Source organism: Flavobacterium phycosphaerae, from assembly GCF_010119235.1.
In the GTDB taxonomy this organism is placed as follows: Bacteria; Bacteroidota; Bacteroidia; order Flavobacteriales; family Flavobacteriaceae; genus Flavobacterium; species Flavobacterium phycosphaerae.
In genome coordinates this window covers 1,045,914-1,057,899 of record NZ_JAAATZ010000001.1, presented here as the reverse complement: position 1 = coordinate 1,057,899, position 11,986 = coordinate 1,045,914, and the positions used below count along the sequence as shown (strand labels likewise).

Below are 11,986 nucleotides of genomic sequence, written 5' to 3'. Positions count from 1 at the left end.
CAACCGCAAAAAAAAAGACCTTCTATACTGAAGATCTTTTAATTTAACCGTTTTCGGGTTTATTTTTTATCGGCCGGTTTTTCTTCTTTTTTATCAGACGATTTATACTTGTCGTTTACCAATTTTATAACCTCTTTGGTGATATCATAGTTGTCTTTGGCATAAAGGATGGATTGTGCATCACCTGTTCCGTAGATGTAATCATACCCTTTTTCTTTACCAAAATCTTTGATGATTTTTTTATAGGTTTTAACCAAAGAGTCCATTTCTACGCCACTTTCTTGTTGTAATTGCTGTAACATGGCTTGTTGCGCATAATTTAACTGCTGTTCTCTTTGTTGTAATTCAGCTCCTTTTTGTTGGGCCCAAGCCTGACCGTTAGTAGCTGCATTTTGTTTGAAACTTGCCGCTTCTGATTTGAAACGATTAACTTCAGCTTCTAACTGACTTCCCATAACTTTGGATTTGTCTTTGTATTTGGCTTCGATATCTTTGGCTTCTGTTGATTCTTCCATCAATTTGGAGGTATCGATATAGGCGGTTTTGAATTCTTTTGTTTCTGTAGTTTTGTTGCAGGACATAATTGAGATGGCCATTGCAAAAAGGATAACTGTTTTCTTCATTCTATATTTTTTTTTCGGTTTTCAAAAGTATAAAAATAAAATTCAATAATCTAAAGTTAGAAATTGCTGTTTTTGGGTCATTTTTAAAGCGATAATTATTATTTATCTTAAATACTATAATAATTGGCTGAGATTATCGTTTTTGACTTTAAATAAAGCGATTTAAAAGACTTTTGAATTTCTGATAAGTATATTTACATTTTGGTAAATTTGATTTAAATCAATCGTTTTAATGGCTTTTTACTGGTTTTTCAGGATATAAATGTGCGAGGAATACTCTTTTGTTTTGTTTCCGGAGAGATTTGACTTTAGGCCGACAAAAAATGCTCGTATGAAATTCATTTTACCGGTTTTGTATTTTTCAGAAAGTAAGCTCACATAAAAACTGTCAAATTTCATTGGGAGTACTTCCATTAATTTCATTTCTTTTTCTGAAAACAATTTTGCAATGGCGTTTTTGGAGAAATGCCAAAGGTGTCTCGGCACATCAAAAGCAGCCCAATACTTTCCGTAAAAGTTGGCGTCAAACGATTTGAAATTTGGCACCGCGATTACAATGGTTCCTGATGGTTTCAATAATCTTTTTAATTCAGAAATGTATTCTTCGAGATTGGGAACATGTTCTAATACGTGCCACATGGTAATTACATCAAAAGAATTATCTTCCAGCATTGCCAGACTATCTGCAAATGTTACTCCTTTATTAATCGCTATTGTTTTTGCTTTTGGACTTGGTTCGATTCCGGTAATTTGCCAACCATCGTTTTTGGCTACTACTAAAAAGTCACCTGTTCCGGCACCAATATCTAATAATTTCCCTTTAGGAGATTTTGAGTTGATTAATTTCAGTTTGTTTTTGAGTGCTACATTTTTTATTAAATGATACATTCTTTCAAACAATGAGCGCTTTCCATCCGTATGCGAAATATAGTCATCGCTTTCATAATATCCGGGTAATTTTTCTAAACTGGGTTTAGGAAAGGTAAGCAACATATCATATTCCGGATTGTGATGCAATTCGAAAATTTCTTTGGAAACAGAATAATCTCTAACTTTTTGAAAAAAAATATTATTTTGAAAACTCATATAAAGGCTGTATTGGTAAGGCTTAACGAAGTTGGTTTCACGTGGAACGCTCTTTGAATTTGGATTAGGGTTTTAAATTTACTTTAAAGATTATCTTCCCATGTGGATTAATAATACCGAAATGTCGGCCGGGGAAACACCACTTATTCTGGAGGCTTGCGATATGGTTACCGGACGGATTTTGCTTAATTTCTGTTTGGCTTCTATCGACATGGATTTGATTTTTTCGTAATCGAAATTCTCCGGGATTTTAATATCTTCTAAACGAATTAGTTTTTCGGCATTGTTTCTTTCTTTCTCAATGTATCCGGAATACTTAACTTGGATTTCGGCTTGTTCGATTATTTCTTTGTCTAAATCATTTTCTTGGATATAATTTTGAACCTTTTCAAACTTCAAAATATCTTCTAATTCAATTTGAGGTCGGGAAAACACTTTGAACATTTTATCCGATTGAGACATAGGTGCACTTTCTTTTTCGACTAAAATTGGATTGGCTTCTTCGTGCGTAACGCTTGTTTCCTTAAAAAAGTTGACCATTTTTTCGCTTTCATTGAATTTATACTCCATTCTTTTTAAGCGTTTTTCAGAAGCTAATCCTATTTCATAAGACTTTGCTGTTAAACGGAAATCGGCATTGTCCTGACGCAATAGGGTTCTATATTCTGCGCGGGAAGTAAACATTCGATAAGGTTCCTCGGTTCCTTTTGTGATTAAATCGTCAATTAAAACCCCAATATAAGCTTCATCACGACGCAAAATCATTGGCTCTTGCTCTTTCACTTTAAGAGCAGCATTGATTCCTGCCATTAATCCCTGAGAGGCGGCTTCCTCGTATCCGGTAGTACCGTTTATTTGTCCGGCGAAATATAAACCTTCAACTAGTTTAGTTTCTAAGGTATGCTTTAACTGTGTTGGCGGGAAATAATCATATTCGATTGCATAACCCGGGCGGAAAAACTTAACTTTTTCAAATCCTTCCACAGAACGCAAAGCTTTAAACTGAATATCTTCGGGCAGCGAGGTGGAAAAACCATTTACATATACTTCAACCGTGTTCCATCCTTCCGGTTCAACAAAAAGTTGGTGTCTTTCTTTATCAGCAAAACGATTAATTTTATCTTCTATAGACGGACAATATCTTGGGCCAATACTTTTAATTCTACCATTGAACATTGGAGATCTGTCAAAGCCTTCGCGAAGTATGTTGTGCACTTCGTTGGAAGTATAAGTCATGTGACAAAGAATTTGATGTGTTAATGGTTTAGTTTCGTCGGAATAAGAAAACTTATCCGGAACTAAATCACCTGGTTCTTCACGCATTTTAGAATAATCCAAAGAGCGCCCATCCACTCTGGGTGGTGTTCCGGTTTTCATTCTCCCGGCTTCGAAACCCACTTTAATCAAATCTTCCGTTATTCCGTAGGCGGCACTTTCACCGGCTCTGCCTCCACCGAATTGTTTGTCTCCTATGTGGATTAATCCGTTAAGAAAAGTACCATTAGTCAGCACAACCGTTTTGGCTTTAATTTCAATTCCAAGAGAAGTAACAACACCTTCAATTTTATTATCTTTAATCAAAAGCCCTTTTACCATTTCCTGGTAGAAATCAAGATTAGGTGTGCGTTCAAGCATTAACCGCCACTCTTCAGAGAAACGCATACGGTCGCTTTGCACTCTTGGGGACCACATGGCCGGTCCTTTGGATTTGTTGAGCATCTTGAATTGTACGGCAGTTTTATCCGAAACAATTCCGGAATAACCTCCAAGCGCATCTATTTCACGAACAATTTGTCCTTTGGCGATTCCGCCCATAGCAGGATTGCATGACATTTGAGCAATGTTTTGCAAGCTCATTGTAATTAACAATGTTTTGCAACCCATATTGGCTGATGCTGCTGCTGCTTCACAACCAGCGTGCCCAGCCCCTACTACAATTGTATCGTATTTTTCTAAAAACATTTTTATTTAGGATTAAGGAATTGGGAGTTTAGGTATTGGGAAATGATTTATCGAATCCCAAAACTTAAATTCCTCAATCATTATTGTTTCACGTGGAACATTAGTATTTTTTCTTCTTCTTTATCACGCATTACTCGCTCATCTTTCTCAGACTTATCTTTGTATCCGCAATAATGAAGTACACCATGAGCCATGACTCTTTTCAATTCATCATCAAAAGAAACATTAAAATCATTAGCATTGTCACGAACTCTTTCAATAGAAATAAAAATATCGCCATGTAATTCGTTTCCGACAGAATAGTCAAAGCTAATGATGTCTGTTAATGTATCGTGATCGAGGTATTGTTGGTTTATTTCCAATAAATAATCATCGTCACAGAAGATATAATTAATCTCTCCTTCGTTCTTTATTTCGGAGCTTATGACTTTGGAAATCCATTCAGCATAAGCTACCTCATTATCTAAAGCAAAATCTAACTCGTAATTAAAACTAATCATTGGTTTTAAAATATTCTTGAACCTTTTGGTTAAAATTGGAGCGCAAAGGTAAGCTTTGTCTATTTAAAATTTCAATACTATTTAAATATTCTTGAAGTCTGGTAGGTAATGCATTGGCTTGATTGCTAAATTCTTTCTTGTTAGTTTCGGATTGTCGCTTCTTATCTTCGCCTTGTTGTTGCAATGCTTTTTCAAGTTTCAACAATTCATATTTAACGTTAAGTATCTTTTGAAGCGTTTCATTATTGAACCCTTTGTTCAACAACTGTTTTTCAATTTGCTTCATTTGATCTAGGGTGTTTTGACCATTACCTCCCATCCCTTGCTTCTTCAATTCTTTCTCCAAAGCCTCACGCAATTGTTGTTGTTCTTTATAAATCTCCATAATGGCTTTAGCATCACCTTCGCCGTCTTGCCCTTCTTCTCCTCCTTTTTCATTTCCTTTGCCCTGGCCGGAGTTGCCTCCATTTTGTCCCTTTCCTCCTTTATTTCCTTGTTGGCCACCAGGTTTTTCGCCTTGATTGCCTTCTTTGCCATCACCGGGTTTTTCACCGGGTTTTTGCCCTTTCTTCATTCCCTTTTGCATCATTTCCCCAAGACCATCTTGTTTTTTAATGATATCAGGGAGCTGCATTCCTTCTCCTTGCCCAGGCTTTGGTTTACCTTTTCCTTCTCCCGGCATTTGCATCTGCATTTGCATACTATTCAAAATATCACTTAACATGTCGGCTAATTTATTTGCTGAAGAAACAGCATATTGTTGGTGTGAATTCCCTTTAGGAATATTAGCCTCTACTAATGTTTCAATTGCTTTGTCGACATTGTACTGTACGTTTCCGATTTCTTTAGTAATATCTTCAGCGATTTTCGGATTACGCAATGACATGGCAAACAAACTATCATCCACATGTTTGAATTGTTGTTTTAGATCTTGCTGAATCTTTAAATTCTTATTAAATGAAGGTGCGCCTCTTTTTAAGTTCTTGAACTGTTTCAATACATCTTCCTGCGAAAAAGAATAAGCTAAAAGATTATCAAGAATTTGACGCAACATAGCAACATCTTCTTCCATTTGCTCCATTTCACCGGCATCCATTCCCTCCATCATCTGCATACTCATTTGCTTCATTTTTTTGGAAGCACTTTTTTGTTTTGGCTTTGCTTTGGCCTTTTGTTGCTTCTGCAATTGTTCTTTGGCGTCTTTTAAATCTTCGTCAATACTTTTCTCTTTCTCATCTGTTTTTGGAATATCCATTGGCGCTTTTAACTCCTTGTTTTCCTTTTCGAGATCTTTTAATTCTTCCTGTAGCTTGTCGAATTCTTTATTAATTTCGTCTTGCTTGTCGGCACTATTCTCTTCATTTTTTTCAGCAAGCTTGTCTTGTTTCTTAGCGAGCTTTTCCAGTTTATCTGCAATTTGTTCAGCCTTTTTCTCTACATAATAACGTTTAGTCAACTCAACCAATTGCTCCAAACTCTTGGTTTGATTTTTACTGGCTTGCTGGAATTTCTCCATTTTTTCGAACAACTCTTCTTTGCTTATTTTGTCATTCAGTTTTTTAAGTTCTTCAAGAAGTTTTTGATTCTTTTCTAATTCTTCTTTAGTCTTTTCTAAACGATCCTGAAGCAGTTCCTTTTTTTCGTCTTTCTTCTCAGTTTTGAATTGCTCTAAATTGTCTTTCATCTTCTCCGAGAACTCCTTCATTATCTCATCCTGTTGCTTTTGACGCTGAATAAAATCATCAATTTTTTGTTGCTCTTTATATTCTAAATTATCTTTCTCTTTGCCCATTTTTTGCAATTTATCCATTTCGGAAAGTTGCTTGTCTTGTGCTTTTAACGATTTGGCCAAAGAATTAATGTTGTCATTTTGCTGTTGTAGCATTTCATCCTGTTTCTCGGTTTCGGTTGCAATTCGGTTACTAAAAACGGAAGACTTGGTACTTTTATAATTGTGAATAGCATCATTGTCAAAAATCTCAAAATAGTATTCATAAGAAACTCCTTCTTCAACCGGAAGGTTGCTTGGGAAAGAAAACACAAACTGGTCGTAGACGTCTCTCTTAACGTTAATCGGAGCTTTTTTAGCGGCCGTTGGCCTGTCTTTTGGATAATAGATAATTTGAAGCTTAGATAATCCGTAATCGTCTGAAACCTGGCCCAGCACAAAATTCTTGTTTACTTTTAAACTATCCGGAGCATTATTGACTGTAATAGTTGGAAACTGATCTTTAATTACTGAAATCTGATAATTCAGTTTCTCGTAATTCTGAACTTTTGCATTAGAGGTCAAGATTTGATAATCTATATTTTGAAGTATGCTTTTGGACAATAAAAACTGGTTCTCATTTTTGGTAAAAGTAAAATGATTGCTCTCATTCACCCAGTCAACTTTTTGGGTAGCCAAAGTGTTCATACGCCAAGTAACTCTAGTTCCTTCAGGAATGATAGCATTGCCTGTGCCTTTTATTACTTCTGATTTTTTATTCAAATAACCCGGAAAATTTAATACCATTTCAAAATTAGCGATAGAAGGAACTGTCACCACTTTTAACTCATAATCGTGAGAAGAAACATCGTTGGCTTCGATATGAAATTCTAAATCTTCAGATGGCTTCGGAATGACAAATTCAAATTCACCCGCCTTGTTGGTTTCCATAAAATAACTTTCATCACCAATAAAAATTAAGGCATTCTCAGGAACCACATTCCCAACCGTTTTAACTTTCAGCAGAAAATCTTTATTCTGTTCTGTTTGTAAGTTGTTATTCAGCACCACAAATTCAAATGGTGCCGGTGGCAAAAACTGCTGTTTAAAATGCACTACTCGATTCAAACTTTGTGATAAAATTTCTCCTTTTCCCGAAATCAGGAAAAACAAAAAGAACAAAATTGGAATTACAGCAAGAGGCAGATATTTTTTATTTTTAGTCAGATTGATTGCATTACCAAAAGGTACCGGTTGCAATGTCCCGGCCTTTTGATCTATCGATGCCAACAATAATTCTGACTTGTTTTGATCTTGTGTTAATTGTAAAAAGTTAGTTAGCTTGTCGCCTACTTCATTGAAATGATTGCCGATAATGGTAGAAGCTTCTTTGTAATCAATCCCTTTTTGGAGTTTAAAAAGTTTGAAAAGAGGAAACAAAATAAACCGCAACAACAGAAAAAGCTCAACAATAATAAACAACGAAAAGAGAATGGTTCTGGCGGTTGGTTTTAACCAAAGAAAATATTCCACAAAAAGCGTGAAGATAAAATACAGCAATCCCAATCCGACGAAAAAAATAGTGCCTCTTAGTAATTCATTGGTATAAAACTTCTTGATGAAGTCTTCCAGCTTTTGATAAATAAGGTTTGATTTTTCCACTTTGTTGCAATTCTTTTTTATAACCGATAAATGTACAATTTTTACTGAATACCCAAGCGTTAAAAAATTGCCAATGAAAATTCGATTATAAGTGGCTAATTAAATTTTATCTTTGCACCACATTTGAGGAAGCTCAATGTTAATTTGAAAATTATAAAGTATAAAAATGTCAAGACCCGTTAGAGTTCGTTTTGCTCCCAGTCCTACCGGACCGTTACACATTGGTGGTGTTCGTACTGCCCTGTTTAATTATTTATTTGCCCGAAAACATAATGGCGTTTTCTATTTACGCATAGAAGATACCGACCAAAATCGTTTCGTTCCCGGAGCAGAAGCCTACATCTTTGAAGCTTTAGAATGGTTAGGTATATCGCCAAGCGAAACGGTTGGAAAGAACGAAAAATTTGGCCCTTACCGCCAATCGGAAAGAAAACCATTGTACAAACAATATGCGGATCAATTGGTAAATTCGGGTTGGGCTTATTATGCTTTTGACACGGCTGAAGCATTGGATGCGCATAGAAAACAACACGAAGCGGAAGGGAAAACTTTTATTTACAACTGGCACAATCGCGAAAAACTCGATACCTCTTTAGTTATTTCTAAAGAAGAAACCGAGAAAAGAATTGCTGCCGGAGAAGATTATGTCATTCGATTTAAAACACCGGTTAATGAAACATTGCATTTGCATGACATTATTCGTGGCGATATTAAGTTTGAAACCAATTTACTGGACGATAAAGTTTTATTCAAAAGTGATGGAATGCCAACCTATCATTTGGCTAATATAGTTGATGACCATTTGATGGAAACATCACACGTCATTCGTGGTGAAGAATGGTTGCCTTCGATGCCGTTGCATTGTTTGTTGTATAAAGCTTTTGGTTGGGAAGCACCTGCGTTTGCCCATTTACCATTGATATTAAAACCAATAGGCAACGGAAAATTATCGAAACGCGATGGCGATAAAATGGGCTTTCCGGTATTTCCATTGGAATGGAAAAGTGAAGAAGGGATTTCCTCAGGTTACAGAGAAAAAGGATTTTTCCCGGAAGCGGTGGTTAACTTTTTAGCACTATTAGGCTGGAATGACGGCACAGATCAAGAATTATTTTCATTAGAAGAATTGGTTGAAAAATTTGATTTAAACAGAGTTCACAAAGCCGGAGCTAAGTTTGATCCTGATAAAAACAAATGGTTCAATCACCAATATTTACAGAAACAAAGCGATGAAAGTTTGGCAAAAAGCTATGCTTATTATCTTCACGAAAAAGGAATTGAGGTAGATTATACGACCTTAGTAAAGATAGTTTCGTTAATAAAAGAGCGTGCAAATTTCGTTTCTGAGTTCTGGGAAATGAGTAATTTCTTTTTTGAAGCACCAACTACTTATGATGAAAAAGCCACTAAAAACTGGAATGAACATACACCACGTTTAATGCAGGAATTGATTTCGGTAATAGAAAACGTAAGTGATTTCACTTCGGTAAATATAGAAACCATTGTAAAAGACTGGATGACTCAAAATGAAATTGGGATGGGTAAAGTGATGCAGCCTTTCCGTTTGAGTTTGGTAGGTGCGTTAAAAGGCCCTCATCTTTTTGATATTGTAGAACTCATCGGCAAAGAAGAAACGATCAAACGTTTGGAAAAAGCCATTGAAAATTTATAAAAAATAAAAGCCCTGATTACTCGGGGCTTTTTTATTAAAAATAGAAAATCACATTGCCGTTAATCACAGAAGCGTGTCCCGAAAAATCACCTTCAACTTTTCCCAGCATATTAGTCAGTCCATATTGATAAGTTAGATTTAACCTGGCATTTCTAACTCCTGCTGTGATTCCTATAACCGGATAAACACCCACAGTGCCCATCTTAGTAAAATCTTTAGCGGTTACAGCTGTGCCTTTTACGATATTAGCTTCATCCGATTTTTCAATTTGAGCATTACCATTTATCTGCATCATGGGTCCAAATTCTACACTTAAATGATTTTCGATAAATTTATAACTCAACTGAAAAGTGACATTAGCACAAGGTAATTTGTAATTAACATCTCGATCACTTGATACTCCTTTTTTGGTTACTATTTTATAATTGTATTCACTAAACTGTAGGCCATAAATAGCATCCCAATCGTTATAAAAATTTCCTCTCATAGAAAGCCCGATATTCCAACCTGTTCCCGGTTTGGCTTCAATATCAGAAGTATTTAAAGTAAATTGATTTAATCCCAAAGTTATTCCAATCATATTGGAATCGCGATAGCCATATTGAGAAAAGGCAAAGGAAGTAATGGCTAGTAATAGAAGTGAAAATTTCTTTTTCATTGACAGTCTTATTAATTTGTAACAAACATACATATATTTCGTATAAACACTGTATTAACAATTTAATTTAAACATCATGCCATTTATTTTTATCTTTTTGTTTATTGGTCTTGTGCTGCTTTTCTCTTCCTTTTTTACGGTTAAACAACAAACAGCTGTTGTGATTGAGCGCTTTGGGAAATTCCTGAGCATTCGAAATTCGGGTTTACAACTTAAGCTTCCCATCATCGACAGAATTGCCGGTCGTGTGAATTTAAGAATTCAACAATTAGACGTTATCATTGAAACGCAGACCAAAGACAATGTGTTCATTAAAATGAAAGTTTCGGTTCAGTTTAAAGTAATTCAGGAACATGTTTATGAAGCTTTTTACAAACTGGAATATCCTCATGACCAAATTACCGCTTATGTTTTTGACGTAGTGCGTGCCGAAGTACCGAAGTTAATTTTGGATGATGTTTTTGTTCGAAAAGACGATATTGCTATTGCCGTGAAACGCGAATTAAACGAGGCTATGATGGCTTATGGATATGACATCATCAATACTTTGGTTACTGATATTGATCCGGATATTCAGGTGAAAAATGCCATGAACCGTATTAATGCTGCCGAAAGAGAAAAAACAGCCGCGATGTTTGAATCAGATGCTCAACGAATCCGAATTGTAGCCAAAGCTAAAGCAGAAGCGGAAAGTAAAAAATTACAAGGACAAGGTATTGCGGATCAACGTAGAGAAATTGCTAAAGGATTAGTTGAAAGCGTTGAAGTTTTAAACAATGTAGGTATCAATTCACAGGAAGCTTCAGCCCTGATTGTAATTACACAACATTATGATACCCTTCAGGCTATTGGTGCTGATACTAATTCAAACTTGATTTTATTACCTAATTCTCCACAAGCAGCCAGCGATATGTTGAACAATATGGTCACTAGTTTTACTGCTTCAAGTATTATGGGAGAACAAATGAAAAATCAACCCAAAAGAGTAAAAGACAGAGGAAACAAAACCTCAATGGATTATAATCCTTCCGATACTTCAAATCCTGAAGAACCAACTAAATAACAAATCGGAAATTCAAATAAAAAGAGGCTTAATCGCCTCTTTTTTTGTTTAAATACCAATTAATTAATATTGGAATTAATGTCTTTATAATTGTCCCAAGGGTTCCTGAAAATACATTTTCATAAATAGTACCAAGCAGAGAAATAGTTTTTGATGGTACTAAACTTTCTTTGGTTTTGTCAAAACTCAAACGTATTTTTTGGTAATGAATCTCTCTTTCAACTCTGAGGATTTCCAAATCATGTTCAATCTGAGCATAAGAAGAATATTTTTTAGTTTCCATACTTAGTCATTAAAAAATATTTCGGAGAATTTCTCTAAGATAGGACCTTCTACAATTTTGTCTTTTATTAAAAACAAAAGAAAAGCCAAGACCAAATAGATTCCTGCCACAATTAGAAATCCTAATACGTTGCTATTGACCAACTGACCTATAGCTAAAGCTCCTGCTACAGACAAAAACAACAGAACAATTGTTAAACAAATAGCAATCAGAGCAAATTTGAAGAGTAAAGTCGTTGACTTCATAGCCACTTTGAAACCCCAAAGCTTGTAATATGCTAAACTGGTTTCAATATAGGCCTGAGTGTTTTCCTGAATATCTTCCAGATTGTCTTTAATTTCTTCTAGTGCCATTATTTATGAAGTTTGGCATTCTGCTTTTTAAGCTCGGCTAATTTTTCTTCTAAGTAAGTTATAGCTTCTTCCGCTTTGTAACTTGATTTTGAAAGTAGCTCATCCATAGTTTCTTTTAACTCGTCTTTTGAATTAGTAAACTTTTCTTTTGCCCCTTCTTTCAAATCATCTAAACCGTCTTTTATTTTTTCTCTGGTTTTTGATCCTTTATCAGGAGCAAACAAAATTCCTAATCCAACTCCGACAGCTGCCCCCGCCAAAAGAGCTATGAGGCTATTATTTCTTGTTGACATGATTTAAAAAATTTAATTTTAATAAAGTTACAAAAAAAATAGCAGAACGGCACGTTAAATTCAGGTTAAACCATGAAAACTCATTTTAAAGCGAAATAAAAGCAGTTCACAAATCAAGTGATA

The 11,986-nt window shown here is 35.2% G+C and carries 11 protein-coding genes; 2 read left to right on the top strand and 9 right to left on the bottom strand.

Annotation, left to right across the window (positions count from 1 at the left end):
* Positions 1-59: 59 nt before the first annotated feature.
* The 5 genes from GUU89_RS04700 to GUU89_RS04680 form a co-directional block, all read right to left on the bottom strand.
* The gene (locus GUU89_RS04700; protein WP_162126839.1) at positions 60-623 is read right to left on the bottom strand and encodes an OmpH family outer membrane protein; all 564 of its coding nucleotides are present in this window, start codon (positions 621-623) and stop codon (positions 60-62) included.
* Positions 624-863: 240 nt separating this feature from the next.
* Positions 864-1,709 carry a class I SAM-dependent methyltransferase gene (locus GUU89_RS04695; RefSeq protein ID WP_162126838.1) on the bottom strand — a complete coding sequence of 282 codons (846 nt, stop codon included), beginning with the start codon at positions 1,707-1,709 and terminating at the stop codon, positions 864-866.
* A gap of 90 nt (positions 1,710-1,799) precedes the next feature.
* On the bottom strand, positions 1,800-3,671 hold the full coding sequence (gene mnmG, locus GUU89_RS04690; RefSeq protein WP_162126837.1) for a tRNA uridine-5-carboxymethylaminomethyl(34) synthesis enzyme MnmG: 1,872 nt from the start codon (positions 3,669-3,671) through the stop codon (positions 1,800-1,802).
* A gap of 80 nt (positions 3,672-3,751) precedes the next feature.
* Entirely contained in the window at positions 3,752-4,171 is a 420-nt protein-coding gene (gene ybeY / locus GUU89_RS04685; RefSeq protein WP_162126836.1) for an rRNA maturation RNase YbeY, read from the bottom strand.
* The gene (locus GUU89_RS04680) at positions 4,164-7,541 is read right to left on the bottom strand and encodes a DUF4175 family protein (protein WP_162126835.1); all 3,378 of its coding nucleotides are present in this window, start codon (positions 7,539-7,541) and stop codon (positions 4,164-4,166) included. Before GUU89_RS04680 ends, ybeY begins: the two co-directional genes overlap by 8 nt.
* Before the next feature lie 166 nt (positions 7,542-7,707).
* Between GUU89_RS04680 and gltX the strand changes: the two genes are divergently transcribed.
* The gene (gltX, locus tag GUU89_RS04675; RefSeq protein WP_162126834.1) at positions 7,708-9,213 is read left to right on the top strand and encodes a glutamate--tRNA ligase; all 1,506 of its coding nucleotides are present in this window, start codon (positions 7,708-7,710) and stop codon (positions 9,211-9,213) included.
* Between the two features lie 34 nt (positions 9,214-9,247).
* Here the strand turns inward: gltX and GUU89_RS04670 are convergent, their stop codons facing one another.
* Positions 9,248-9,871 (bottom strand): outer membrane beta-barrel protein, encoded by a 624-nt coding sequence (locus tag GUU89_RS04670; protein WP_162126833.1) that lies wholly within the window; start codon positions 9,869-9,871, stop codon positions 9,248-9,250.
* Between the two features lie 76 nt (positions 9,872-9,947).
* Between GUU89_RS04670 and GUU89_RS04665 the strand changes: the two genes are divergently transcribed.
* Positions 9,948-10,934: an SPFH domain-containing protein gene (locus GUU89_RS04665; RefSeq protein ID WP_162126832.1), complete on the top strand. Its 987-nt coding sequence runs from the start codon at positions 9,948-9,950 to the stop codon at positions 10,932-10,934.
* Between the two features lie 28 nt (positions 10,935-10,962).
* On the opposite strand, the gene GUU89_RS04660 is transcribed toward GUU89_RS04665, so the two are convergent.
* From GUU89_RS04660 to GUU89_RS04650, 3 genes are read right to left on the bottom strand one after another with little or no spacing between them, the layout of a single operon-like run.
* The gene (locus tag GUU89_RS04660; RefSeq protein WP_162126831.1) at positions 10,963-11,217 is read right to left on the bottom strand and encodes a DUF6327 family protein; all 255 of its coding nucleotides are present in this window, start codon (positions 11,215-11,217) and stop codon (positions 10,963-10,965) included.
* Positions 11,218-11,219: 2 nt separating this feature from the next.
* The gene (locus tag GUU89_RS04655; RefSeq protein WP_162126830.1) at positions 11,220-11,570 is read right to left on the bottom strand and encodes a phage holin family protein; all 351 of its coding nucleotides are present in this window, start codon (positions 11,568-11,570) and stop codon (positions 11,220-11,222) included.
* Entirely contained in the window at positions 11,570-11,863 is a 294-nt protein-coding gene (locus tag GUU89_RS04650) for a YtxH domain-containing protein (protein WP_162126829.1), read from the bottom strand. The genes GUU89_RS04655 and GUU89_RS04650 overlap by 1 nt, the downstream gene beginning before the upstream one ends.
* Positions 11,864-11,986: the final 123 nt, after the last annotated feature.